This window comes from Rhodococcus sp. A14 (assembly GCF_011603105.1).
Classification (GTDB): Bacteria; Actinomycetota; Actinomycetes; order Mycobacteriales; family Mycobacteriaceae; genus Rhodococcus_F; species Rhodococcus_F opacus.
In genome coordinates this window covers 25,343-49,703 of record NZ_JAAOQS010000043.1, presented here as the reverse complement: position 1 = coordinate 49,703, position 24,361 = coordinate 25,343, and the positions used below count along the sequence as shown (strand labels likewise).

Annotated in this window: 24 protein-coding genes; 9 read left to right on the top strand and 15 right to left on the bottom strand. The window is 67.6% G+C overall.

Annotated features, from left to right (window positions below; all coding sequences use genetic code 11):
* Positions 1-58 precede the first annotated feature (58 nt).
* From pyrE to G9373_RS22270, 6 genes are all read right to left on the bottom strand, one after another.
* On the bottom strand, positions 59-589 hold the full coding sequence (gene pyrE, locus G9373_RS22295) for an orotate phosphoribosyltransferase (protein ID WP_005238397.1): 531 nt from the start codon (positions 587-589) through the stop codon (positions 59-61).
* A 20-nt stretch (positions 590-609) separates the two neighbouring features.
* Positions 610-1,404, bottom strand: coding sequence for an SDR family oxidoreductase (locus G9373_RS22290; RefSeq protein WP_005571721.1), 795 nt, complete (start codon positions 1,402-1,404; stop codon positions 610-612).
* A gap of 67 nt (positions 1,405-1,471) precedes the next feature.
* Positions 1,472-2,299: a hypothetical protein gene (locus G9373_RS22285; protein ID WP_120659492.1), complete on the bottom strand. Its 828-nt coding sequence runs from the start codon at positions 2,297-2,299 to the stop codon at positions 1,472-1,474.
* Positions 2,300-2,393: 94 nt separating this feature from the next.
* Positions 2,394-3,344, bottom strand: coding sequence for a DUF5666 domain-containing protein (locus G9373_RS22280; protein WP_167116815.1), 951 nt, complete (start codon positions 3,342-3,344; stop codon positions 2,394-2,396).
* A 144-nt stretch (positions 3,345-3,488) separates the two neighbouring features.
* Entirely contained in the window at positions 3,489-6,041 is a 2,553-nt protein-coding gene (gene clpB / locus G9373_RS22275; RefSeq protein WP_167116812.1) for an ATP-dependent chaperone ClpB, read from the bottom strand.
* A 168-nt stretch (positions 6,042-6,209) separates the two neighbouring features.
* Positions 6,210-7,244 carry an alpha/beta hydrolase family protein gene (locus G9373_RS22270; RefSeq protein WP_133986327.1) on the bottom strand — a complete coding sequence of 345 codons (1,035 nt, stop codon included), beginning with the start codon at positions 7,242-7,244 and terminating at the stop codon, positions 6,210-6,212.
* Between the two features lie 191 nt (positions 7,245-7,435).
* On the opposite strand from G9373_RS22270, the gene G9373_RS22265 reads away from it, so the two are divergent.
* Together G9373_RS22265 and G9373_RS22260 are read left to right on the top strand one after the other, a co-directional pair.
* The gene (locus G9373_RS22265; protein WP_050998683.1) at positions 7,436-8,656 is read left to right on the top strand and encodes a globin domain-containing protein; all 1,221 of its coding nucleotides are present in this window, start codon (positions 7,436-7,438) and stop codon (positions 8,654-8,656) included.
* A gap of 60 nt (positions 8,657-8,716) precedes the next feature.
* Positions 8,717-9,469 (top strand): FAD-binding oxidoreductase, encoded by a 753-nt coding sequence (locus G9373_RS22260; protein ID WP_007299771.1) that lies wholly within the window; start codon positions 8,717-8,719, stop codon positions 9,467-9,469.
* Between the two features lie 10 nt (positions 9,470-9,479).
* On the opposite strand, the gene G9373_RS22255 is transcribed toward G9373_RS22260, so the two are convergent.
* Both G9373_RS22255 and G9373_RS22250 read right to left on the bottom strand, forming a co-directional pair.
* A complete protein-coding gene (locus G9373_RS22255) occupies positions 9,480-10,646 on the bottom strand; it encodes an FAD-binding oxidoreductase (RefSeq protein WP_005574698.1) in 1,167 nt (388 codons plus the stop codon).
* 111 nt (positions 10,647-10,757) lie between these two features.
* Complete coding sequence (locus tag G9373_RS22250) at positions 10,758-12,335, bottom strand: AMP-binding protein (protein ID WP_005574696.1); 1,578 nt, start codon at positions 12,333-12,335, stop codon at positions 10,758-10,760.
* A gap of 175 nt (positions 12,336-12,510) precedes the next feature.
* On the opposite strand from G9373_RS22250, the gene G9373_RS22245 reads away from it, so the two are divergent.
* From G9373_RS22245 to G9373_RS22225, 5 genes are all read left to right on the top strand, one after another.
* Entirely contained in the window at positions 12,511-13,005 is a 495-nt protein-coding gene (locus G9373_RS22245; RefSeq protein ID WP_005574694.1) for a CinA family protein, read from the top strand.
* A gap of 58 nt (positions 13,006-13,063) precedes the next feature.
* Positions 13,064-13,471 (top strand): ChaB family protein, encoded by a 408-nt coding sequence (locus G9373_RS22240; RefSeq protein ID WP_005574692.1) that lies wholly within the window; start codon positions 13,064-13,066, stop codon positions 13,469-13,471.
* A complete protein-coding gene (locus G9373_RS22235; protein WP_005256795.1) occupies positions 13,468-14,649 on the top strand; it encodes a zinc-dependent alcohol dehydrogenase in 1,182 nt (393 codons plus the stop codon). Before G9373_RS22240 ends, G9373_RS22235 begins: the two co-directional genes overlap by 4 nt.
* On the top strand, positions 14,649-16,127 hold the full coding sequence (locus G9373_RS22230; RefSeq protein ID WP_167116843.1) for an FAD-dependent oxidoreductase: 1,479 nt from the start codon (positions 14,649-14,651) through the stop codon (positions 16,125-16,127). The genes G9373_RS22235 and G9373_RS22230 overlap by 1 nt, the downstream gene beginning before the upstream one ends.
* A gap of 69 nt (positions 16,128-16,196) precedes the next feature.
* A complete protein-coding gene (locus G9373_RS22225) occupies positions 16,197-16,760 on the top strand; it encodes a type 1 glutamine amidotransferase domain-containing protein (RefSeq protein WP_167116809.1) in 564 nt (187 codons plus the stop codon).
* On the opposite strand, the gene G9373_RS22220 is transcribed toward G9373_RS22225, so the two are convergent.
* From G9373_RS22220 to G9373_RS22210, 3 genes are all read right to left on the bottom strand, one after another.
* Positions 16,761-17,237: a DUF4383 domain-containing protein gene (locus G9373_RS22220; RefSeq protein WP_005574686.1), complete on the bottom strand. Its 477-nt coding sequence runs from the start codon at positions 17,235-17,237 to the stop codon at positions 16,761-16,763.
* Between the two features lie 72 nt (positions 17,238-17,309).
* On the bottom strand, positions 17,310-18,494 hold the full coding sequence (locus G9373_RS22215; protein ID WP_043794002.1) for a sensor histidine kinase: 1,185 nt from the start codon (positions 18,492-18,494) through the stop codon (positions 17,310-17,312).
* A 1-nt stretch (position 18,495) separates the two neighbouring features.
* On the bottom strand, positions 18,496-19,122 hold the full coding sequence (locus G9373_RS22210) for a response regulator transcription factor (RefSeq protein WP_025432069.1): 627 nt from the start codon (positions 19,120-19,122) through the stop codon (positions 18,496-18,498).
* Between the two features lie 273 nt (positions 19,123-19,395).
* Here G9373_RS22210 and G9373_RS22205 point away from each other — a divergent pair, with 273 nt between their 5' ends.
* Both G9373_RS22205 and G9373_RS22200 read left to right on the top strand, forming a co-directional pair.
* A complete protein-coding gene (locus G9373_RS22205; RefSeq protein ID WP_005574681.1) occupies positions 19,396-19,872 on the top strand; it encodes a hypothetical protein in 477 nt (158 codons plus the stop codon).
* Between the two features lie 53 nt (positions 19,873-19,925).
* Positions 19,926-20,066 (top strand): hypothetical protein, encoded by a 141-nt coding sequence (locus G9373_RS22200; protein ID WP_162130654.1) that lies wholly within the window; start codon positions 19,926-19,928, stop codon positions 20,064-20,066.
* Positions 20,067-20,152: 86 nt separating this feature from the next.
* Here G9373_RS22200 and G9373_RS22195 read toward each other — a convergent pair whose 3' ends face one another.
* The 4 genes from G9373_RS22195 to dnaK are packed head-to-tail and all read right to left on the bottom strand — an operon-like array spanning position 20,153 to position 24,258.
* A complete protein-coding gene (locus G9373_RS22195) occupies positions 20,153-20,560 on the bottom strand; it encodes a helix-turn-helix domain-containing protein (protein ID WP_005238357.1) in 408 nt (135 codons plus the stop codon).
* A complete protein-coding gene (gene dnaJ / locus G9373_RS22190; RefSeq protein ID WP_005238348.1) occupies positions 20,560-21,744 on the bottom strand; it encodes a molecular chaperone DnaJ in 1,185 nt (394 codons plus the stop codon). Before dnaJ ends, G9373_RS22195 begins: the two co-directional genes overlap by 1 nt.
* Before the next feature lie 22 nt (positions 21,745-21,766).
* Positions 21,767-22,417 (bottom strand): nucleotide exchange factor GrpE, encoded by a 651-nt coding sequence (gene grpE / locus G9373_RS22185; protein ID WP_005256786.1) that lies wholly within the window; start codon positions 22,415-22,417, stop codon positions 21,767-21,769.
* Positions 22,414-24,258: a molecular chaperone DnaK gene (dnaK, locus tag G9373_RS22180; RefSeq protein ID WP_037243515.1), complete on the bottom strand. Its 1,845-nt coding sequence runs from the start codon at positions 24,256-24,258 to the stop codon at positions 22,414-22,416. The genes grpE and dnaK overlap by 4 nt, the downstream gene beginning before the upstream one ends.
* Positions 24,259-24,361: the final 103 nt, after the last annotated feature.

Sequence of the window (24,361 nt, the reverse complement as noted above, 5' to 3'; positions counted from 1 at the left end):
CCACCCCCATGTGAGTGGCGAAGTGTGCCTCCGCACACTTCGCCACTCACATGTGCGGTCAGAGGTTCAGGTCGGGGAGGCCGAGGAGCGAACGGTACTCGAGACCCTCGGCCGCGATCACCTCGTCGGCACCGGTCGCGCGGTCGACGACGGTCGCGACACCGACGACGATCGCCCCGACGTCGCGCAACGCCTTCACCGCGGTGAGCGGAGAGTTGCCCGTGGTGGTGGTGTCCTCGACGACGAGGACACGCTTGCCGACGACGTCCGGTCCCTCGATCTGCCGCTGCATGCCGTGCGCCTTCGCGGCCTTGCGCACCACGAACGAATCGATCGGCCTGCCCGGGGCATGCATCACGGCCATCGCCACGGGGTCGGCGCCCATCGTCAGTCCGCCGACGGCGTCGAAATCCCAGTCCGCCACCAGCTCACGCAGCAACTTCCCGATGAGCGGGCCCGCCTCGTGATGCAGCGTGGCGCGGCGAAGGTCCACGTAGTAGTCGGCTTCCTTGCCCGAAGACAACGTCACCTTGCCGTGCACAACTGCCAGCTCACGCACCAACGCGGCCAGATCCTCGCGATCGCTCATGCCCGAAACCCTACCCACCTCTACGTGCGGGCACGCCCCCGGCCGAACACGTTGGTCAGCCGCCGGACCAGACTCTTCGGGACGAGGCGACCGGCCGTGGTCAGTACCTTGTACTGAAGTCCGGGAATGCTCACGACCTTGCCGTCCTCGAGATCGGACAGCGACGCCGCGACCACCTGGTCGACGCTCAACCACATCGGCTTCGGAATCGAACTCATCTCGATGCCCGCGCGCTCGTGGAACTCGGTGCGGATGAAGCCCGGGCACAGCGCCTGGATCCGCACACCCGTGCCGCCCAGCCCGTTCGCCAGTCCCTCGGAGAACGAGATGACATACGCCTTGCTCGCCGAATAGGTCGATCCGCGCCCGGACAGCAGACCGGCGACGCTCGCCACGTTGATGACGGTGCCGTTCGCCGACGCGATCATGGTGGGCAACGCCGCGCGGGTCAGCTGCATGACGGCGGTGACGTTCACGTCCAGCTGGGACTGCAACAGCTCCGGCGTCGCCGTCCAGAATTCGCCCGAAGTGCCGAATCCGGCGTTGTTGACCAGCACCTCGACACCCTTCCCGAGGCGCTGCGCCACTTCCTCGCGCCCGGATGCCGTGGCCAGATCGGCCTGCAGGATCTCGGACTCGGTGTCGAACAACGCCTTCATCTCGTCGGCGAGGGCCTGCAAGCGGGTTTCGTCACGCGCGACGAGCACGAGGTCGTAACCGAGAGACGCGAATTTCCTCGCGAAACCGGCACCGAGCCCCGACGTCGGGCCGGTGACGAGAGCAACGGGTCGGGCGGAACTGGAGGGCGTCGACATACCGGTGACGGTAGCAAGGCGCTGCGCGCCTGTGCGCGGTTAGCGAGTCCCAGGACTCGTCACGCACTCACGGGCGCGGAGCGCCGGGGGCCGGCGGCCGGGGAGCGCCGGGGGCCGGCGGCCGGGGAGCGCCGGAGGTCTGCTGCCGGGGAGCGCCGGAGGTCTGCTGCCGGGGAGCGCCGGGAGCCGGCGGTCGGGGAGACGTCGGACGCTCGGGACGCGCCTCGGCGGGAGCGCCTTCGCGTAGTCGCGGGCGGCTCGGGTCGTGGTGGCCGCGGTCGAGTCCGCGCGGTTCGGTGACCGGGGGCAGGACGTGCAGGATGCCGGACAGCCGGGCGACGGCCTCGATGGCCGAATCCCATTCACGGCCGCTGCTGCCGATGGGCAGCGAACCGAGGGTCCACTCGCCTTCGCTCCACAGCATGTTCACGTGCGGCGGCACCGACTCGGTGAACGCCACCATGCGCTGATCGCAGACCCTGCGGGCGATTTCGAGGTCGGTGGCGAACACGACTCGCGGTCCGATGGCACCGAGGAGTTCGAGATCCGAATCCTTCGGCGGCGGGGTCGACTTGAGGCGCAGGTCGATGTCGACGTCCGAGCCCACCCGTCGGCGCACGGCGACGATGGTCGCGGTCTCCTCGAGGTCGAACAGAATGAACGACTCGCCCCGGCGTTCGCCCTTCACCACATCGATGGCGCTGAGGTACTCCTGCTTGGCCAGCGCGGCCCGATGGAACTGGCCGGGCAGCTTCTCTTCGACGTTGTCGTACGTGTAGCCCTGGGCCTTGGCCCAGATCTGCCGCACACGACCTGTCTGATCACGACGCGAGCGATCGAAATAGAGCAGCGCGCACGCGCCTGCGAGTGCGATCAACGCCAGTACGAACCACATTCCCGTCATCGGTGATCAGCCTAGCGAGTCGACGCCGTTACGAGGCGAAGCGGTACCCGGACACCCCGTGTCGGTTTTGCCCGGACCCATCGTCTCAGTTACCGCCGAGCTTCGGCAGCTCGGTGCTGATGATCGTCTCGGCCATCATCGTGCCGTTCTCGACCTTCGTTCCCTGCACCATCACGGTGAACCCGGGCTTCAGATCGGCGACCGTGGTGCCGTCGAGTGCGATCACATTGGTCTGCGCGTTGGTCTGGACCGTCAACTGGGAACCGCCGAGGGCGTCGAGGGTCAGAGTGGAGCCGTCGTTGGCGCTGATCGTTCCGAACGCGGCGCCGGCAGCGCCGATGGCCTCGCCGATTCCGCCGGGGAGTTGATCGAGCGGCGACTCCGACGTGGTGGACGGCGGCGGGGTCGTCGTCTTCGGCGGCGCGGTGGCGGGCGGACGGGACGTGGTGGGGCCCGCCGCCGTGGTGCTCGAGGAATTGTTCGGCGCGGATGTGAAGAGGGCGACTCCGAAGCCGATGACGGCGATCAGCAGCAGCGCGGCCGCGGTCGCGGCGATCCACGTGCCGATCCGGCGGGGTTTCTTCTCCTCGGGACTCTCGGCGACCGGCGCCTGGTACTGCGAGCCCGGGTACTGACCCGGCGGGTACTGGGCGTTCGGGTACTGCCCCGTCGGATACCCGCCCTGGTACTGCTGGGCGTCGTACGTCGGATACGCCTGTGTGGCGTTCGGCGGCGGAGCCTGCGGGTCGTACCGCGGATCGTAGGTCGGGTAGGCCTGCGTCGGATTGGGCTGGTTCCGCCCGTACGCCGCGGTCGGATCGGACGTGTAGAACTGCTCGGTCGGTGTGCCTGCGGGGCCCATGTGCTCGGTGCGCTGCTCGGGCGATCCGAGATGCTCGGTCGACTGGTCCCGCCGCGACCACGCCTGGGTGGGGTCCTCGTCACCAGCCCTCGACGCGGAATCGTCGGTGGTCCACGACTCCGTTCCGTCGTACGCGCGTTCCTGCGGGGTGCGCGGGTCGTCGGGGTTCGTCATGATCGGCCCCTCCCTCGGGTTCGTCCGGCCGGTGTCCTGCGGCTACGGACGGTCCAGGGTAACGACGAAACTTAAGACGTCGCTGTGAAAACACAGGTGAGTGGCACGGCGTGCGGGAGCACACCGTGCCACTCACCCGAGGGGTCAGCCGAGGACGAGCGCGTCCCCGGTCTCGGACACCTTCACGGGGACGGTGTCACCGTCCTTGACGTCACCGGCGAGGAGCAGCTTCGCGAGCTGGTCGCCGATGGCCTGCTGGATCAGCCGGCGCAGCGGCCTGGCCCCGTACATGGGGTCGTAGCCGCGGACGGCCAGCCAGAAGCGGGCCGACTCGGACACGTCCAGCGTCAGTCGCCGCGCCGCGAGCCGGCGGGACAGCTGGGTGAGCTGGATGTCGACGATGGACTCGAGCTGCCCTTCCGTGAGCGACTCGAAGACCACGACGTCGTCGAGCCGGTTGATGAACTCCGGCTTGAACGCGTGCCGGACCGCGTCCATCACCTGCTCCCGTGATCCACCCGCACCGAGATTGGACGTGAGGATCAGGATGGTGTTGCGGAAGTCGACCGTGCGTCCCTGACCGTCCGTCAGCCTGCCTTCGTCGAGGACGGCGAGCAGGATGTCGAACACGTCGGGGTGCGCCTTCTCCACCTCGTCGAACAGCACGACCGTGTACGGACGCCGCCGCACGGCCTCGGTGAGCTGGCCGCCCGCCTCGTACCCGACGTATCCGGGCGGGGCGCCGACGAGCCGGGCCACCGAATGCTTCTCGCTGTACTCGGACATGTCGATGCGGACCATGGCGCGCTCGTCGTCGAACAGGAAGTCCGCGAGGGACTTCGCGAGCTCCGTCTTACCGACGCCGGTCGGTCCGAGGAACAGGAACGACCCGGTGGGCCGGTTGGGGTCGGCGACTCCGGCGCGGGCGCGGCGAACCGCATCCGAGACGGCGACGACGGCCGCTTCCTGGCCGACGACCCGCTTGCCGAGTTCGGACTCCATCCGCAGCAGCTTGGCGGTCTCGCCCTCCATCATGCGGCCGGCGGGGATGCCGGTCCATGCTGCGACCACGTCTGCGACGTCGTCGGGACCCACTTCCTCCTTGAGCATGACGTCGCCGTCGGCGGCGGCACCGGACTCGCGGGCCGCCTGCTCGAGTTCCTTCTCGAGCTGCGGGATGCGGCCGTACCGCAGCTCCGCGGCCCGGCCGAGGTCGCCGTCGCGTTCGGCGCGTTCCTCCTCGCCGCGCAGCGTCTCGAGCTGTTCCTTGACCCCGCGCACGGAGTCGATGGCCTGCTTCTCGTTCTGCCAGCGGGTGGTCAGCTGATTGAGCTTCTCCCGTTCGTCCGCCAGTTCCTGACGCAGCTTCTCGAGCCGGTCCTTCGACGCCGCGTCGGATTCCTTCTGCAGCGCCATCTCCTCGATCTCGAGGCGGCGGACGATGCGTTCGACGGAGTCGATCTCCTCGGGTCGCGAGTCGATCTCCATCCGCAGCCGGGACGCGGCCTCGTCCACGAGGTCGATCGCCTTGTCCGGGAGGAACCGGGACGTGATGTACCGGTCGCTGAGCGTGGCGGCGGCGACGAGCGCGGAGTCGGTGATGCGCACGCCGTGGTGCACCTCGTACCGCTCCTTGAGCCCGCGCAGGATGCCGACGGTGTCCTCGACGGAGGGTTCCCCCACCAGCACCTGCTGGAAGCGGCGTTCGAGGGCCGCGTCCTTCTCGATGTACTTGCGGTACTCGTCGAGCGTGGTCGCGCCGACGAGCCGCAGCTCGCCGCGGGCGAGCATCGGCTTGATCATGTTGCCCGCGTCCATCGCGGACTCACCGGTGGCACCCGCACCGACGATGGTGTGGAGCTCGTCGATGAACGTGATGACCTGACCGGCCGAGTTCTTGATGTCGTCGAGGACGGCCTTGAGTCGCTCCTCGAACTCGCCGCGGTACTTGGCGCCCGCGACCATCGATCCGAGGTCGAGGGAGATCACCGACTTGCCGCGCAGCGATTCGGGAACGTCGCCTGCGACGATGCGCTGAGCGAGCCCCTCGACGATGGCGGTCTTGCCGACGCCGGGCTCACCGATCAGCACCGGGTTGTTCTTGGTCCGGCGGCTGAGTACCTGCACGACGCGGCGGATCTCGTTGTCGCGGCCGATCACCGGGTCGAGCTTGCCGTTGCGGGCCGCCGCGGTGAGATCGGTGGAGTACTTCTCGAGCGCCTGGTACGTCCCTTCCGGGTCCGGGCTGGTGACGCGCGCACTGCCGCGGACGGTGGTGAACGCGTCACGCAGCGCCTCGGGGGTGGCGCCGTGCCGCTTCAGCAGTCCGGTCACGTCCGACTCACCCGAGGCGAGTCCGACCATCAGGTGTTCCGTCGACACGTACTCGTCGTCGAGTTCGGTGGCGAGGTGCTGTGCTGCGGTGAGTGCGGCGAGGGCCTCGCGGCCGAGCTGCGGTGTGGTCGTGGCGCCCGTCGTCTTGGGGAGCCGGTCGACGAGATCCTGCGCTTCACGATGGACCACGGTGGGATCGACGCCGATCGCCTTGAGCAGCGGGGCGGCGATGCCGTCGGTCTGGTCGAGCAGGGCCACGAGCAGATGCGCGGGCCTGATGTCGGGATTACCGGCCGACGACGCCGACTGGAGCGCAGCGGTCATCGCGGCCTGGGTCTTGGTGGTCGGATTGAACGAGTCCACTGTTCACCTCTTCTGGCGTTGTAGAGCGGTCCGCCGCCCGGGGCCGAGTGGCACGTGGCGACGCTGTCATCTTCTTAACGCGCGAAGGGTTGAGTCTGTTCCGCTCAACTTTGGAAATTTTCCGCTACACCCATTCTCTCGCCCCGCGACGGTTCGCGGGGCGAGATGTCAGGCCCCGATCGCGGCCGCCATCGTCGGCCAGGATGCGGACAGGTCGTCGCGCCAGTACCCCCACGAGTGTGTGCCGACCGGCCGGAGATCGACCGTGGCCGGAATGTCCAGGGCGCGGAGTTTCTCCGCCAGCCGTATCGTGCAGTCGTTGGTGACGGCCTCGATGACACCACCCACCACGACCTGCGTCGCGAGGTTGCGACGGTCGCCGCCGACGGTCCGGTCGTCGAGGGTGTCGTACGGTCCCGGCAGCCCGCTGCCATTGGAGATGTAGAGGGTGGTCCCCCGGAGCTTCTCCGCGTTGACGTACGGATCGTTCGCGGCCCACAGCGGATCGTTGGCCGCACCCCACATGTTCTCGGGGTTGCCGCCGAAGTCCGACACCGTGATCTCGACGAACCGCCGCGCCACCGGGTCGCTCGTCATCGCGCACCCGCTGTACGCCCCGACGCTCTGATACAGCCCCGGCTTGGAGATCGCGAGGTTGAGGACGCTGGTGGCCGACATGGACAGCCCGGCGATGGCGTTCTTCCCGGTCGTCTCGAGCGCGGAATCGACGATGGGTGACAGTTCCTTCGTCAGGAACGTCTGCCACTTGTTCCGCCCGAGCTCGGGGTCGTCCTGCTTCCAGTCCGCGTAGTAACTGGACTGGCCACCGAACGGGATGACCACGTTGACGTCCTTGTCGGAGAAGAACTTCTCGACGTCCGCCTTCTGCTCCCAGCCGAACTGCTCGGAGTTCCCCTCGACGCCGCCGAGCATGTAGACGGTGGGACGCTTCTCCGACGCGGCCCGGATGACCCGGACGGTGATGTCCTTGTCCATGGCGGTCGAGTGGACGGTGAAGTTCATCTGCGATTCGCCCACCGTGGTGACCTCGACCAACCGCGAACCGTCGGGCGCCTCGTCGGCCGAGATCGACTCGATCGTCGTCCGGGGTTCGGCGGAGACGACGCCTCCGCCGCCGATCGCCGTCAGCGTCACGGCCGCCACGACAGCGGCGGCTCGGCGAACCCGGGCCGAACTGGGCATCCCCGGACGAAACCGACCCCGATCCCGCGCACCGCCAACTCTCATGGGCCCCCCTCGGTAACACTGCCTGTTAACTGGATGCATCGTGCCTTGCCGGTGGTCACAGCTCAACAGCGACCCACCGAAATACCGGGGGCACACGCCGAACCGGCCGTTGCCGTAACCCGGGGTCCGCCCGCGGGACGGCTAGAATGCGGGTGTTCGAATCAGCAGGCACGGAGGCAGGGGACGGCTTGACACGAGATTGCCTCGATCCGCTCGTGATTTCGCGTCTGCGCGCCAGCTTTTCGTCGATCGTGTCCACCGAACACGGACGCAACCGGCTCACCACCACGTTCTACGCCACCCTGTTCGCCGAACACCCCGAATTCCGCGCGCTCTTCCCGCCTGCGCTGGATCAGCAGGGTCACCGCCTGTTCCAGGCACTGCAGTTCGTCATCGACAACCTCGACGACGAGGGCCGGGTCCTCGGTTTCCTCAGCCAGCTCGGCCGTGACCACCGCAAGTACGGCGTCGAGGGCAGGCACTACTTCGCGTCGGGCAATGCGCTGCTGGTCGCCGTGCAGAGTTCCTTCACCCAGGCCATCTGGACGCCCTCGCTGACCGCGGCCTGGACGGAACTGCTCGACCTCCTCCTCCACACGATGGCCGACGCCGCGGACACCGACGACCTGCCCGCCGCGTGGGGCGCCACCGTGGTCGATCACGAACGCCGCCTCGACGACCTCGCGATCGTCCGTCTCGAGACCGACTCCCCCATCCCCTACGGTGCGGGCCAGTACCTCAGCGTCCAGATCCCGCAGCGACCCCGGATGTGGCGGTACCTGTCGGCTGCCATCCCCGCCAACCCGTACGGCCAGCTCGAGTTCCACGTCCGCCGCGTGTCGGGTGGCTGGGTCAGCCCCGCCATCGTGAACGAGACGCAAGTGGGCGACCGCTGGCTGCTCAGCTCCCCGCTGGGCGGTCTCGAGGTCGACCGCGACAGCGGGCAGGACGTCCTGATGATCGGTTCGGGGACCGGCATCGCGCCGCTGCGCGCCCAGGTGATGGAAATGGCGATGCGGTCGAACAATCCGCGGGTCCACATGTTCGTGGGCGGCAAGTATCCGTGCGATCTGTACGACATCGAGACCCTGTGGCACCTGTCGCTGAGCAATCCGTGGCTGACCGTGGTTCCCGTGTCCGAGGAGGACGAGGACCCGTGGTGGCACACGATTCCCGCCCCGGAGGCGCCGCCGGGATTGCATCAACGACTCCAGGGGCAGCTCGGCCGCGTCGTCGCCCGGTTCGGGTCGTGGGCGGACCGGCAGATCCAGATCTCCGGTTCTCCGGCGATGATCAAGACCACCGTGTACGCGTTGCAGCGCGGCGGTACACCGCCCGAACTGATCCGGCACGACCCCCTGATCTAGTCGCGCAGCCCGTCCCTGCCCATCCGCTATCCGGTTCGACCGTCGGGAGAGCATCACGCCATGCAAGCCACGCAGACCACCTGGACCAGCACTGTCGTCGAACATCACCGCCTGCGGCACGACCTCGCCGTGGTCCGCCTCGTCGGTGACTACGTCCCGTTCGCGCCGGGGCAATACGTGGACGTGAGCGTGCCCCAGAACCCGCGGCTGCTGCGCAGACTCTCCCCCGCCCTGCCGCCGTCACTGGACGGCAAGCTTGAATTCCACGTCCGGACGGTGCCCGGTGGCTGGGTCAGCGGTGACATCGTCACGGGGACCTCGCCCGGCGACCAGTGGCAGATTCTCGAACCGCGCGGCACGATGTCCGTCGACGAGGACGGGCCGGATGTCATCATGGTCGCCGGCGGCACCGGCCTGGCCCCGTTCCGGTCGATCCTGCTGGACCTGTCGCGCAAGCCGAATCCGCCGCGGGTGTTCCTGTTCACGGGCGATCGGACTCCGCGCGATCTGTATGCGTCCGACATGCTCTACCTGCTGCTGCAGGATCTGCCGTGGCTCACCGTCATTCCGGTGGTGGAGAACGTCGTGAATCCGGACTGGACCGACGAATGGTACGAGCGCACCAGAGTGGACGTGGGGTTCACCGAGGACGACCTCATCGAGGGCTCGCTACCCGACGTCGTGACGTCCTACGGCGCGTTCACCGAGCACCAGGTGCTGGTGTGCGGTTCGGCGGCGATGGTCCGCGCCACCCTCGACCGTCTCCGGGACACCGGGACCCCCACGGAGAACATTCAGTTCGACCCGTACTGAGCCGTTCGGATCAGTAGGACGGGTCGTGCCGGATGTTCTCCGGCGGAGTGCCCGCCGCGTGCAGCCGGAACTTGGTGGTGTTGATCATCGCCTCGGAGCCGACGAGCTGGATGTCGCGCTCGGCCCACGTCCCGAAGTCGGCGACGACCTGCCCGACCTTGCCGGTCAACCGGCGGTGCATGCCGGGCAACGCGGCGCTGCTCGGGCCGGTGTACCACCACGGGTCCTCGTCCTCCTCGGTGACCGGGACGACGGTCAGCCACGGATTCTGCTCCGCGAGTGCCCACAGGGTGCCCAGGTCGTAGAGGTCGCAGGGGTACCGCCCGGCGAAGAAGACGTGGACGCGGCGGTCCTGGCCGCGCTGCGACATCTGCAGGATTTGTGCTCGGAGCGGCGCGATTCCCGTCCCCGATCCGATCATGAGGATGTCGCGACCGTTGTCGTAGCGGACTCCCAGGTCGCCGAGCGGGGACCCGATCACCCACCGCTCGCCCACGAGTGTCTGGCTGACGATGGCGGGGCTGACCCAGCCGCCCGACACCCGTCGGACATGGAACTCGATGATGCCCTGGTCGTTGGCGGGGTTCGCCGGCGACAGGTACCGCCACATCCGGGGACGCGACGGCACCTGCACGCTCACGTACTGACCGGCGGTGTAGGTCATCGGCTCGTCGAGTTGCAGGCGGACGATCGACACGTCCTTGCGGACCTGGAGGTGCTCGATCACGGTCGCGCCCCACGCCGGCGGGCCGCTTGCGGCGTTGGCCGCGTCCATCATGGTGGCGGCGACGACCGAGAGGACGTCGCGCCAGGCCTGCTCGAGTTCGTCGGTCCACGGCTCGGTCGAGGGGAACTGCTCCACCGCGGCGATCAGGGAGTTGCCGACGGCGACGTAGTGCGCGTCCTCGATTCCGTACTTACGGTGGTCGCGGCCGAGCTGGGCGAGGTAGGCGAGGATCTGCCCGGATTCCTCCTCGAGCCGTTCGATCACGTACTGGACGGCGGAGATCAACCGGTCGCGTTGCACGTCCATGGCCGCGGGGAAGAAGTCCCGGGCGTCGGGATACCGCGCGAACAGCAGGGCATAGAAGGACCGCGACAGAGTCTGGGGCCCGTCCGGCACCGCCGCGATAGCCTTGAAACTCGACCGGACCAGCGATATTGCCTGTGAATCCACCGCGCATCCTCGTCACCGACTGAACGCGGCCTCGCCGCGAAGTACTTGGGCAGACTATAGGCGCGGGCGCCACGCCGCAGACCAGGTCCCTTGTTTTCCGCCCTGGTCGTGCTATCCGACCGCTCGGTCTGCACTTTCCCAGTACCGGGAGCGCAGCGCCTTCTTGTCCAGTTTGCCGAGCGGGGTGAGCGGCAGCGTGTCGACGAAGTCGATCGATTTGGGGGCGTGCACCGATCCCTTCGCGGCCCGCACCCGTTCGACGAGTTCGGCGGCGTCGACCGTCTGCCCGGCCCGCAATACCACGCACGCCTTCACGGCCTCGCCCCACTTCTCGTCCGGAACGCCGACCACCGCGACCGAGCCGACGGCCGGATGCGCCGAGATGACGTCCTCGATCTCCCGGGGGAACACGTTGAATCCGCCGGTGACGATCATGTCCTTCTTTCGGTCGACGATCGTCATGAATCCGTCTTTGTCCTTGCGTGCGACGTCGCCTGTGTGCAGCCATCCCCCGCGGAAGGCCTCGGCGGTCTCGGCGGGCTTCTTCCAGTACCCCTTCATGACCAGCGGGCCGCGGACGCAGATCTCACCGAGCTCACCCTGGGGGACCTCGTTCAGGTCGTCGTCGAGCAGGGCGACGTTCAGCCAGGGCACGGGACGCCCGCACGTCGCGAGCCGGCTGGGATCGTCCGCCAGGTGCTCTTCCTTCCGCAGCACCGCGATGGTCATTCCGCATTCGGTCTGGCCGTAGAATTGGAAGAAGATCTGGCCGAACTTCTCGATGCCCTCCTTCAACCGGGCCGGCGACATCGCCGAGGCGCCGTAGAAAAGGGTCTGCAGGCTGGACACGTCCCGCTTCGGCAGGTCGGGGTGATCCATCAGCAGGTAGATCATGGTGGGGACGAGCATCGTGGCCGAGATCTTGTGCTTCTCGATCGCCTCGAGGACGGCACCGGGCTCGAACGCGGGCAACACGATCAGCGCGCCGCCACGCAGCAGGGTCGGGATGAAGAAGGCGGCGCCGGCGTGCGACAGCGGCGTGCAGATGAGGAAACGCGGTTCGTCGGGCCACTGCCACTCGGCCATCTGAATCTGGTTGAGCGTCGCGCCGGACTGGTAGGAGCCGACGACGCCCTTCGGCTTGCCGGTGGTGCCGCCGGTGTAGACCATGCTGCTGTTGTCGTCGGCGGCCACGTCCGCCGCCCGCAGGCGTTGCGGGGTGAAGTTCTCGGCGAGGGCGAGAATGTCGGTACCCACTTCGGACGGCCCTAACGACAACACGTTCTCGATCGACGGCGACTGCGCCACCAGTTCGGCGGCGCGCTCCTCGAAGGCGGTGGGATCGAAGATCAACGTCTGAATCTCGGCGTCCCCAACGATGTACAGATGGTCGTCGAGCGAGCCCATCGGGTTCAGCGCGCTGGCGCGGCATCCGGAGATCATGGTGGCGCCCATGCTGATGAGCACTTCGGGCCTGTTCTTGGACAGCATGGCGGTGCTCGTGCCTTTACCGATTCCGAGTGAAGCCAGTGCCTGCGCAAAGCAACTGATCTGATCGCGCATCTCACCGCCGGTGAGGACGACGTCGCCGAGGTAGAGCGCCGGCTTGTCGGAGTTGCGTTCCAGTGCAGTGATGAGGAGGTCTGCAGCGAAGGCGGGTCGATGCAGATCTGCGAACTCGTCGGTCATCTGTAATCCTTCTACTCCCGCGACGCCGAGGCGCATTGGTCCGGCGGCCTGGATTTCCTGTGTCCTGGGTCACCGACACCCTAACCGGAAACCGGAAAAACTGAAACCTGTTCCACCTGGCTCGCGGGTGGCGACGGCAACTCCGCGCCGGAACACGTCCGATATCGTGAGGTCCATGAGTCCGCAGGACCGAATCGCAAAACGGATCTCGACCGCGGCGCAGAGCGCGCACGTCTTCCTCGCCACGGCGGAATCCCTCACCGGCGGGCAGATCTCATGCATTCTCGGCGCCGCGCCCGCGTCCTCCGACTGGTACCGGGGCAGCGTGGTCGCGTATTCCAGCGAAGTGAAACACCGGGTGCTGAAGGTGCCGGACGGTCCCGTCGTCAGTGAGGCCAGTGCCCGCGCGATGGCAAGTGCGGTCGCGGAACTGCTCGGAGCCGACATCGCCGTCGCAGTGACCGGTGCGGGCGGCCCCGACCCCCAGGACGGGCAACCGCCGGGGACCGTCTGGTTCGGACTCTTCACCCACGGCCGCATCGACACCGAGATGCACCGATTCGACGGTGAACCGCAGGACGTCGTGACCGCAACGACCGACCGTGCCCTGGAACTGCTCGAGCAGGCGCTGACCTCCGCGCCCGGTCGAGTTCCTCCCCCTCTCGCATAGATCTCCGAGAGTCGGGTAATCGTCCGTGCGGGCACCTCTACACCCGAGGAGGATTTCCGTGCCGAAGACCACCGACAGCGGCAAGCCGAAGAAGCGCGAGCTCCCCGGGACGCTGAAGAAGTCGTCCGAGAAGGCGCAGCGCACGTTCGCCAAGGTGTACGACTCCGCAATGGACCAGTACGGGGACGAGGAACGGGCGCATCGCGTCGCGTACGACGCCCTCAAACACAGCTACGAGAAGGTCGGGGACCACTGGGAGGCCAAGGACGAGAAGGGCCCCTCGGACGAGCGCGCGAAGAGCGGCGGCCCGAACGCGTCCGGTGAGACGGCAGAGGGCGTCGACGCCAACGCGAGCAAGGACCACCTCATGCACATCGCGCAGCGACTCGATCTACACGGCCGGTCCACCATGACCAAGGACGAACTCGTCGACGCGATCGAGAAGGCGAACCGGAGAGCCCGATGAGAGCCGTGACGTGGCAGGGCAAACGGAAGGTCAGCGTCGACACCGTTCCCGACCCGGTGATCGAACAGAAGACCGACGCTGTCGTCGAGATCACCACCACCAACATCTGCGGCTCCGACCTGCACCTGTACGAACTGCTCGGTGCGTTCATGAACGAGGGCGACATCCTCGGCCACGAACCGATGGGCATCGTCCGCGAGGTGGGGTCCGAGGTGACCGACGTGAAGGTCGGCGACAGGGTGGTCATCCCGTTCCAGATATCCTGCGGCAGCTGCCACATGTGCGATCGGAAGCTGTTCACCCAGTGCGAGATCACCCAGATCCGGGACGAGGGCATGGGCGCGGCGCTGTTCGGCTATTCGAAACTGTACGGGAGCGTTCCCGGCGGCCAGGCCGAGTATCTTCGGGTGCCGCACGTGAAGAACACCCACATCACGGTTCCGGAGGGTCCACCGGATTCGCGCTTCGTGTATCTGTCCGACGTGCTGCCGACGGCATGGCAGGCCGTCGAGTACGCGGAGATACCCGACGGCGGTTCCGTCGTCGTTCTCGGGCTCGGACCGATCGGCGACATGGCGGCACGCATCGCCACGCACAAGGGTTTTCGGGTCATCGGCGTCGATCTCGTGCCCGAGCGGCTCGCCCGAGCGCGGGCGCGGCAGATCGAGACGGTCGACCTGAACGACGCCGAGGGTGAACTCGGCGACGTGATCCGGGAGATGACCGACGGCCGCGGACCCGATTCCGTCATCGACGCCGTCGGCATGGAAGCGCACGGCTCCCCCGGCGCGAAACTCCTGCAGCAGATCACGTCGTACCTGCCCGATGCCATCGCGGCCCCGTTGATGTCGACGGCGGGAATCGACCGGCTGCACGCGCTGTACTCGGCCATCGACATCGTGCGGCGCGGCGGCACCCTCTCGCTCATCGGGGTGTACGGAGGAATGGCGGACCCGATACCGATGCTCACCCTGTTCGACAAGCAGATTCAGCTGCGGATGGGGCAAGCCAACGTGAAGCGGTGGGTGCCGGACATCCTGCCGTTGCTCACCGACGCCGACCCCCTGGGTGTCGACACGTTCGCCACTCACGAACTGCCACTGGACCACGCGCCGCACGCGTACGAGATCTTCCAGAAGAAGGAAGACGGCGCTGTGAAGATTCTCCTGAAGCCGTGATGTCTTCCCTCTGGCTCGATCACGTCGCCGGTCACCGCGGCGCGGTAACGGGGCGATCGTGGGACGAACGCGGACGGTACGACACCGTGGTGGTGGGCGCGGGGGTGACCGGGCTGATCACCGGGTTACTGCTCGCCCGTGCGGGACAGCACGTCGCCGTCGTCGAAGCGCGAACCATCGGGGCCGTCACGACAGGGAACACCACGGGCAAGGTCAGTGTGCTACAAGGTACCCGGCTCGCCGAGATCGGCCGACGCCACGCGTCGCACATCCTGCGCTCGTATGTCGAGGGAAACCTGGAAGGCCAGCAGTGGCTGCTCCGGTACTGCCACGACCGCGAGATTCCCGTCGGCACGGCACCGGATTTCACGTTCGCGCAGACCGAGTCCGGCGTCGACGCGGTGCGCGCCCAGTACACGGCCGCGCGATCGGCGGGCCTGCCCGTGCGACTCGTGCCCGAACTCGAGATACCGGTGCCCCACGTCGACGCCGTCACACTCGACGACCAGGCGTTCCTGGACCCGATGTCCGTTCTCCATGCGGTGGCCCGCGACCTGATCACACACGGCGGCGACGTGTTCGAGCACCGTCGTGTGACGTCGGTCCGGACGCTGGTGCGATTCCAGGTCCTGTCGACGCCGGACGGCGACATCGAAGCCCGCCGCGTGGTTCTCGCGACGGGAACTCCGATCCTCGATCGCGGAGGATTCTTCGCCCGGCTGAAGGCGGAACGATCGTATGCGGCGGCGTTCCGGGTGCCGGGCGGTGCACCCGGGGGCATGTACCTGACCGCCGATCAGCCCACCCGGTCGCTGCGCCCAGCCGAGGCCGGTCGTGTTCTGGTCGTCGGCGGCAACGGTCACGATGTCGGGCGAAGCACGTCGCCGCAGGCAGCGGTCGACGATCTACTGGCCTGGACCGGTCGTCATTTTCCCGGGGCGACGCCGACCCACCGCTGGTCGGCGCAGGACTACTCCTCGCTGAACGCGCTCCCCTACGTCGGCCCACTGGTTCCCGGCAGTGACGGCATTCTCATCGCCACCGGCTACGGCAAGTGGGGTCTCTCGAACGGCGTCGCCGCCGGTCTCGTGCTCGCCGGACGCATTCTGGGTGGCCACATGCGGTGGGGTGAGGCATTCCAGAGCTATTCGCCGACGCAGCTTTTCGACCTTCCGGCGGCGGTGAAGGCGAACGGCGAGGTGGCGGTGGAGATGGTCGCGGGCTGGGGTGACGCGCTCGTGGGGCGGCAACGCGGGCAGGGCCGGGCACGCATCGTGCGAGAGGGACTGCTGCCCGTCGGCGAATACACCTCGGACGGTCACACCGAGCGTGTCTGCGCCGTCTGCCCGCACCTCGGTGGCGTGCTCCGCTGGAACGATGCGGAGGCTTCGTGGGACTGCCCGCTGCACGGGTCCCGATTCACTGCCGGCGGAACACTTCTCGAGGGCCCCGCAACCACCGATCTCCGACGACTCTGATTCCCACCCGATTGGCTTCGGGCCGACCGGGTACCCGTCGCTTGTGTTCACCAGAGGAAGGAAGTGCCCATGACATCGGCAGACACACTGCGCGGCCGGAAGGTCGCGATCCTGGCCACCGACGGGGTCGAGGAAGTCGAACTCGTCGAACCACGAAAGGCCGTGGAGGACGCCGGCGCGGAGGTTCGGCTGATCTCGTTGTCCCCCGGCAAGATCCAGGCCATGAACGCGGACGTGAACGCGGCAGGCACCTACGCCGTCGACGCCGTGGTCGGCGACGTGTCGGTCGCCGACTTCGACGCACTGATCCTGCCCGGCGGCACCACGAACCCCGACCACCTTCGGATGGACGAGTCAGCCGTCGCCTTCGTCCGCGACTTCGTCGCTTCGGGCAAACCGGTGGGCGTGATCTGCCACGGACCGTGGACGTTGGTCGAGGCCGACGTCGTCCGCGGCCGCACTCTCACGTCGTATCCGAGCGTGCGCACCGACATCCGCAACGCCGGCGGAACCGTGGTCGACGAGGAAGTGGTGGTCGACAGCGGATTGGTGTCGAGCCGCAACCCCGACGACCTGCCCGCGTTCTGCGCGAAGATCGTCGAGGAATTCGCCGAGGGCCGTCACCCGCAGTGACTAGTCCATCGGCGAGTGTGGTCGGGTCGGGTCCGTTGCGGGCGTCGACCCGACCCGCGCCGTGAAGAATCCGAGCGCGACCATTCCGGCGCCGAGTGCGAAGTGCAGCCAATTGTCGGCCGTGTTGACCGGCACGAAGTTCGCCGCACTGGCCTGGTCGATCACCAGTCCGTAGATCCACAGAACGAGATAGACCACACCGCCGACGATCAGGTACAGGCGCGCAGTCTGTACGGTCCGGGCGAATGCGATGCCGGCGACGCCGAAAATCAGGTGAACGAGGTTGTGCAGCACCGAAACCTGGAATATTCCCAGCAGTTTCGCACCCGAATGGTGCCCGGCGCCGCCGAGCAGATCGTAGTCGGTCGTGATGCCGGGAACGAAGCCCAGGATCCCGACCAGGAGGAATACCGCACCCACGACGAGCGCGGCGATCTGAACCGGCGACTTCGTCCGGGATGACTCGCGCGTACCCATTGCTCTGCCCTTCCTTCGCGATCGACTGGTCCCCGATTACCCGTCAGCGAACACGTCAACCGCCCAGCGCCGTCAGCGGGAGTCCGGCACCGTCACCACCACGCGGGTGCCCGATCCGGGTGAGGACGTGACGTCGAAGGTGCCGCCGAGGTTTTCGACCCGCACGATGTGCGACGCCAGCCCGATGTGCCCCTGCGCCACCCGTTCCGGGACGACGGCCGGATCGAAACCGGCGCCGTCGTCGGCGACCGTCAGCGTGGTCCGCCCGTCGGCGCGGGTGAGTGCGAATTCGATCGTCGTGGCACGGGCGTGTCTGGTCACGTTGGTGAGCAGTTCCCGCGCCACCCGGTAGAGCAGCTCCTGGCAGTCGGGGTGACCGACGTCGTCGAGGCTCACCGACATCTCGAACCCCCGCCGGGCGTAGAGATCGGTGAGCTCGAGCAGCGCCGCGGTGAGGCCCAGCTGCGCGAGGACCTGCGGATGCAGTGTGGTGACCGTGGACCGCAGTTGCGCCGCGGTCTCGCGGAGGGCGGACTCGGCGGCGACGAGCATGTCGTCCGGGTTTCGCTCCAGGGCCTCCTCCACGTCCAGCCGGGCGGCCAGGACATTCTGCAGGGGCCCGTCGTGAAGGTCTTCGGCCAGTTGCCGTCGCTCGCGTTCCTCGGCGCCCATCGATTCGGCGATCAGCTGCCTGCGCACATCCATCAGCGAGATCACCGTCGCAGAGCGCCGGACCAGCACGTACGACAACGCCGTCGTCGCGGCCGCGAGCCACAACAGAAACCCGAAGTAGAGGTACACCTCGTCGGGGAAACCGACTGCGTCGTCGCGCTTGGAGTAGATGATCCACACCACCTGGTACCCGACGGCGGTACAAACCCCGACGATCGCCGTCAGACGCGGCCGGTACTGGAACGCCACCGAGATCGGCAGCAGGAAGAACACCGGCAGCAGCACCGACGTCGCGCCGCCCGAGGCGATACACAACGCCACCACCGCGGTGACGTCCGCCGCGGTGGACACCCAGCCCGCCCACGGTCCGACGTCCCGCACCAGAACGAAGATCAGCCAGCCGAGCGCCAGAGCCGCATACCCGATCAGCAGCCCGGCGAAGACGTCGGGTTTCCAGTGCACCACGCGGATCACCGGCCCGAGCAGCGCCATCAGCCCGATCAGCGGTAACCGGAGAATGGCGGTCACCCGGACGGCCTCGGTGCTGTAGCGACGGACTACGCGACTCTGGGACGGAAGCGGCACGTCACTCCAGCAAGCCGCGTCGCATCGCCTCGGCCACCGCGGCCGCGCGGTCGCTCACCCCGAGCTTCTCGTAGAGGCGCTGGACATGGGTCTTGACCGTCGACGGTGCCAGATACAGCTCACCGGCGATCGTGGGAATGCTCTGGCCGCGCGCAATGAGCGCCAGCACTTCCTTCTCCCGGCCGCTCAGCGCCGGCCCGACCGGTTCACTGCGACGACGCACCTCGCCGGCCAGTCCGACGGCGAGGGAGGCGGGGAGGACGTCGCGGCCCTGAGCGCAGTCCAGGACGGCTTTCACGATCTCCGCCCGAGTGGACTCCTTGGGCAGGAACCCCGCCGCCCCCTCCTGCAACGCGTGGTAGACGATCGCGGACTCGTCGTGCGCCGACAGCAGCAACACCCGCGTGGCGAGTTCGGCTCGCCGGACGGCCGCCGCCACCTGGGAACCGTCCAGCTCCGGCATCCGATAGTCGAGCAGTGCGACGTCGGGGGCGAGTTCGCGGATCAGGGCGAGCGCCGCCGCACCGTCGTCCGCCTCGCCGACCACCTCGATGTCGCCACTCGCCAGGAGCGCACGGACGACACCGTCCCGAAAGATCGGGTGGTCGTCGCCCACCACCACACGCACGGCGCTCACGGCGCGGCCCGATGCGAAGCGACTCCGGCGAAGTCCATTGCTCACTTTCTCACGAGAGCAGGCCCGCGCGGAGCACTTCGCGGCGCCGGTGTCCCCCGATCGGTGGACACCGAATTCATCCCGCCCTCGGTCCTGTCGGTGGACAGACGACGGCGCACATTCGCGACATAGTTGGTGCACACCGGAAAACGGGGAGATCGGAAACCGAAACCCCCACGGCCCCAGACGTTCCCCCCGAAGTGTCACAACTCAGGAGAAGCCATCATGCGCACCCTCGCCCGCCGCCGCGTCGCACTCTTCATCGCACTGCCCGCCACCGCAGTGGCCGTCACCGGATTCGCCATCGCCGCAGCCGGTGTTGCCACCGCGGGCACGATGCCGACATCGGGACCCACGATCGCGATGACGATCAGCAACGACACCGACCTGCCGATGGTCCTCGCGGGCTCGTCGAACCCCTACGGGCAGTGGATTCAGGCGCCGTCGGACTACCTCGCCCCGCACAGCAGCCAGATCGTGAAGGCATTCTCCACCGATCCGAACGGCGTCGAGGTGGACGCCACCTACTCGCTCCCCGGTGGTGCCCAGGCCGTGTTCCGCGCCGACAACTACAGCAACACCACCGACGTGGACGGCACCCGCGTCGACGCCGACTACGGCCACGCCTACGGCATCAGCAGCTGGATCGACTCGGGCTACCCGAACATGAACGCCGGCTACCACCTGTACGGACACCCCTGACAGACGATCCCGACCATCCACCGAACACTCGAAGAAAGCCGGAGAACATGATCATGCACGTCACCGAGACCCCCACCCCCACCGTCTCCCGCACGATGTGGACCACCGAGGAGATCAAGGCACGTCTCGAGGAGATGAACATTCCGCGATCACGCACCCGCCGCGGGCCCCGCTGGGGCAACCGCGACCGATGAGCCGGGGGTTGGGGCCCGATGTCGCACTGGTTCACTCCGACAGGACGAGTGCGACATCGGTTCGGTTCACCCGAGAGATCGCCGGGTCAGCGCTGGTGTCGCGGCTTCCACACGACGAGCGCATTGCTCCGCGGGATCGGCACCAGGTCGCGCCGGTAGCCGGCGTGAATCTTGGCGATCTCCTCGGCCAGCTCGCGAACCCGGTGCTGTAGAGCCTCCACCTGGTTGGTGAGTTCGATGATCCGCTTGATCCCGGCGAGGTTGACGCCCTCGTCCTGCGAGAGGCGCTGCACCTCACGGAGCAGCGCCACATCCCGCGGCGAGTACCGTCGCCCGCCACCGGACGTGCGGTGCGGGGTGACGAGACCGAGCCGGTCATAGTTGCGCAACGTCTGGGCGTGCATGCCGGCGAGTTCCGCGGCCACCGAGATCACGAAGATCTGCGCGTCCGGATCAACGGCGGTCTCGCGTGGATCCTGGGTCGTATCGCTCATCAGGCACCTGCCCACCCGGCCCTGGGATCGAATCCGCTGGCCTTCTCTGCTTCCAGATAGGTCTTCAGTGCTTCGGTGGCGGGGTCGTCGAGCTTCTGCGGAACGGCGACCTTGACCGTGACCAGCAGGTCACCGGCGCCACCCGCGCGCTTGGGAACGCCTCGGCCGCGTACCCGCAGAACCCGGCCGTCGGCTGTGCCCGCCGGAATCTTCACACCGACGCGCCCCTCCAACGTGGGGACGGAGACCGTGGTTCCGAGCACGAGCTCACCGTAGCTGACGGGGACGACGAGGGTGAGGTCGTCGCCGTTGCGGCCGAACACCTTGTCGGGACGCACCCGGACCGTGACGAACAGGTCGCCGGACGGCGCGCCGCGCAGGCCCGCCTCCCCCTGGCCTGCCAGCCGGATCTTCTGTCCGTCGCTGACACCTGCGGGAACGCGGACGGTGATGGTGCGGGTCCGGTTGGTGACGCCGTTGCCGTGGCACACCTCGCACGGCGAGTCGATGATCGAGCCGGTACCGCGGCAGTCGTCGCACGGCTCACTGAACCCGAACGCGCCCTGGTTTCGGCTGACGATTCCGGTCCCGTTGCAGCGCGGGCAGACTCGCGGGCTGGTTCCCGGCTTGGCACCGCTGCCGTGGCAGGTGGTGCACGGCGACGGACTGGTCAGCCGCAGCGGAACGGTGACGCCCAGCGTGGCTTCACGGAATTCGAGGGTCGTCTCCGTCTCGACGTCGCTGCCACGACGGGGACGGTTGGTCGTGCGGGTCGCGCCGCCACCACCGGCGCCGCGATTGAACAGGCCACCGAAGATGTCGCCGAGGCCGCCGTCACCGGCCGCCGCGCCGCCGCCACCGAACAGGTCGTTGATGTCGAATCCGCCCTGGCCGAAACCGCCGGCTCCGGGGTTGAATCCGCCGCCGCCCTGACCGAAACCGCCGCTCGCGAACAGTCGCCGGGCCTCGTCGTATTCCTTGCGCTTGGCAGGGTCCGAGAGCACGGCGTGTGCTTCGCTGACGGACTTGAAACGCTCCTCGGCCTTCGTGTCGCCGGGGTTCGCGTCGGGGTGAAGGTCGCGGGCGAGTTTGCGGTACGCCTTCTTGATCTCGTCCGCGGATGCGTGGGACGAGACGCCCAGCTCCTTGTAGAAGTCCTTTTCGATCCACTCCCGTTGGCTCACTGGGCGTCTCCTCCTCTCGCTCTTACTCTTGTTCCGACTCGGCGGGCTTCGCCGCCTCGTCGGAGGTGTTCGCGCCGGCATCGCCGGCGCGATCGATCACAGCTACCATCGCATGCCGCAGGACGCGATCACCGAATTTGTAGCCCTTTCGCATCACCGTGCCGAGAACGGGGTCGTGACCCTCGCCCTCGTGCTGCACTGCCTCGTGCAGCGCCGGATCGAATGCGTCGCCCTCGGCACCGAACTCGCTCAGCCCGAGCGAGGTGAGGGTGCCGGTGAGCTTGTCTGCCACACCCTTCAGCGGCCCCGAGTCGAGGTCGCCGTGGCTGCGTGCACGGTCGAGGTCGTCCAGCACCGCGATGAGTTCACCGACGACGGACGCCTTGGCGTTCGCGATGTCGGCCTGCTTGTCGCGCTGGACGCGGCGGCGGTAATTGGCGTATTCCGCCTGCAGTCGCTGCAGGTCAGCGGTGCGCTCCGCCAACTCGTCCGTCTCCGGAGCTGCCGTGTCCGGCAGGTCCCCTTCGTCCACCGAGCCGGGCTGCGGGGCGGCAGCGGTGCCCGCGAGGGGCTCCACTACCGGCTCCGCGTCCCGTGTCCGACCGGTCTCGGGGTCGATCTTCCGCTTGTCCACGAAAGTGACCGGTTCCTGCTCGGTGTTGTCGGACGTCACTTCTTCTCCGAGTCGGACGGCTCGTCCACGACCTCGGCGTCGACGACGTCGTCGGCACCACTCGCGCCGGAACCGTCGGTGTTGGCGGCTTCCTCGGCGGCACTGGCCTCGTAGATCGCCTGGCCGAGGGCCTGCGACTCGGTGGCCAGCTTCTCGACCGCGGTCTTGACGGCCGCGATGTCGGTGCCTGCGAGAGCGTCGTTGGCTTCCTTGATGGCAGCCTCGACCTTCTCCTTGACGTCGGCGGGCACCTTGTCCTCGTTGTCCTTGATGAACTTCTCGGTCTGGTGCACGAGCGACTCGGCCTGGTTGCGCACCTCGGCCTCCTCGCGGCGGGCCTTGTCTTCCTCGGCGTGAGCCTCGGCGTCCTTGACCATCCGCTCGATCTCTTCCTTGGACAGACCGGAGCCGTCCTGGATCTTGATCGTGTTCTCCTTGCCGGTGCCCTTGTCCTTGGCGGTCACGTGCACGATGCCGTTGGCGTCGATGTCGAAGGTGACCTCGATCTGCGGCACGCCACGCGGGGCGGGCGGCAGGTCGGCCAGCTCGAACGAGCCGAGCAGCTTGTTGTGCGAGGCGATTTCGCGCTCACCCTGGAACACCTGGATCTGCACCGAGGGCTGGTTGTCGTCAGCGGTGGTGAAGGTCTCGGAACGCTTGGTCGGGATGGTGGTGTTGCGCTCGATGAGCTTGGTCATCACGCCACCCTTGGTCTCGATGCCGAGGGACAGCGGGGTGACGTCGAGGAGCAGCACGTCCTTGACCTCGCCCTTGAGGACGCCGGCCTGCAGGGCGGCGCCGACGGCGACGACCTCGTCCGGGTTGACGCCCTTGTTGGGCTCACGGCCACCGGTCAGCTCGCGCACCAGATCGGAGACGGCGGGCATACGGGTGGAACCACCGACGAGCACGACGTGGTCGATGTCCTTGACGGCGATGCCGCTGTCCTTGATCACGGCCTGGAACGGCGCGCGGGTGCGGTCGAGGAGATCGGACGTGATCTTCTGGAACTCGCTGCGAGACAGCTGCTCGTCGAGGAACAGCGGGTTCTTGTCCGCGTCGACGGTGATGTAGGGCAGGTTGATCGACGTGCTCTGCGAGGAGCTCAGTTCGATCTTGGCCTTCTCGGCGGCCTCGCGGAGACGCTGCAGAGCCATCTTGTCCTTGGTCAGATCGATGCCGTTCTGAGCCTTGAACTTGTCGACGAGCCACGTGACGATGCGCTCGTCCCAGTCGTCACCACCGAGGTGGTTGTCGCCGGACGTGGCGCGAACCTCGACGACGCCGTCGCCGATTTCGAGCAGCGAGACGTCGAAGGTGCCGCCACCGAGGTCGAAGACCAGGATGGTCTGTTCCTTGTCGCCCTTGTCCAGGCCGTAGGCCAGTGCGGCCGCGGTGGGCTCGTTGACGATGCGCAGGACGTTGAGACCGGCGATCTGGCCGGCTTCCTTCGTGGCCTGACGCTGGGCGTCCTCGAAGTACGCGGGGACGGTGATCACGGCGTCGGTGATGTCCTCACCCAGGTACGCCTCGGCGTCGCGCTTCAGCTTCATGAGCGTGCGCGCGCTGATCTCCTGGGGCGTGTACTTCTTGCCGTCGATCTCCACGTTCCAGTCGGTGCCGATGTGGCGCTTGACGGAGCGGATGGTGCGATCGACGTTGGTGACGGCCTGGTTCTTCGCGGGCTGGCCGACCAGCACCTCACCGTTCTTGGCGAAGGCGACGATCGACGGGGTGGTGCGTGAACCTTCGGCGTTGGCGACCACTACGGGCTCGCCGCCTTCCAGCACAGACACGACCGAGTTCGTTGTACCGAGGTCGATACCGACGGCACGAGCCATAGTGTTCCTCACTTTCGTTTTGCAGTCCTGTGGGCAGGTTTTTCATTACTGAACTGCGATGTTGGCGCTTAGTGAGCGCCCTCCGCTCAAGTTTGCACTCCGA

Excerpts from the sequence above, each read along its gene's own strand:
- pyrE (WP_005238397.1), bottom strand. The coding sequence starts at position 589 with ATGAGCGATCGCGAGGATCTGGCCGCGTTGGTGCGTGAGCTGGCAGTT.
- G9373_RS22290 (WP_005571721.1), bottom strand. The coding sequence starts at position 1,404 with ATGTCGACGCCCTCCAGTTCCGCCCGACCCGTTGCTCTCGTCACCGGC.
- G9373_RS22285 (WP_120659492.1), bottom strand. The coding sequence starts at position 2,299 with ATGTGGTTCGTACTGGCGTTGATCGCACTCGCAGGCGCGTGCGCGCTG.
- G9373_RS22280 (WP_167116815.1), bottom strand. The coding sequence starts at position 3,344 with ATGACGAACCCCGACGACCCGCGCACCCCGCAGGAACGCGCGTACGAC.
- G9373_RS22270 (WP_133986327.1), bottom strand. The coding sequence starts at position 7,244 with ATGCCCAGTTCGGCCCGGGTTCGCCGAGCCGCCGCTGTCGTGGCGGCC.
- G9373_RS22265 (WP_050998683.1), top strand. The coding sequence starts at position 7,436 with ATGCGGGTGTTCGAATCAGCAGGCACGGAGGCAGGGGACGGCTTGACA.
- G9373_RS22260 (WP_007299771.1), top strand. The coding sequence starts at position 8,717 with ATGCAAGCCACGCAGACCACCTGGACCAGCACTGTCGTCGAACATCAC.
- G9373_RS22250 (WP_005574696.1), bottom strand. The coding sequence starts at position 12,335 with ATGACCGACGAGTTCGCAGATCTGCATCGACCCGCCTTCGCTGCAGAC.
- G9373_RS22245 (WP_005574694.1), top strand. The coding sequence starts at position 12,511 with ATGAGTCCGCAGGACCGAATCGCAAAACGGATCTCGACCGCGGCGCAG.
- G9373_RS22235 (WP_005256795.1), top strand. The coding sequence starts at position 13,468 with ATGAGAGCCGTGACGTGGCAGGGCAAACGGAAGGTCAGCGTCGACACC.
- G9373_RS22230 (WP_167116843.1), top strand. The coding sequence starts at position 14,649 with ATGTCTTCCCTCTGGCTCGATCACGTCGCCGGTCACCGCGGCGCGGTA.
- G9373_RS22225 (WP_167116809.1), top strand. The coding sequence starts at position 16,197 with ATGACATCGGCAGACACACTGCGCGGCCGGAAGGTCGCGATCCTGGCC.
- G9373_RS22220 (WP_005574686.1), bottom strand. The coding sequence starts at position 17,237 with ATGGGTACGCGCGAGTCATCCCGGACGAAGTCGCCGGTTCAGATCGCC.
- G9373_RS22205 (WP_005574681.1), top strand. The coding sequence starts at position 19,396 with ATGCGCACCCTCGCCCGCCGCCGCGTCGCACTCTTCATCGCACTGCCC.
- G9373_RS22200 (WP_162130654.1), top strand. The coding sequence starts at position 19,926 with ATGCACGTCACCGAGACCCCCACCCCCACCGTCTCCCGCACGATGTGG.
- G9373_RS22195 (WP_005238357.1), bottom strand. The coding sequence starts at position 20,560 with ATGAGCGATACGACCCAGGATCCACGCGAGACCGCCGTTGATCCGGAC.
- dnaK (WP_037243515.1), bottom strand. The coding sequence starts at position 24,258 with ATGGCTCGTGCCGTCGGTATCGACCTCGGTACAACGAACTCGGTCGTG.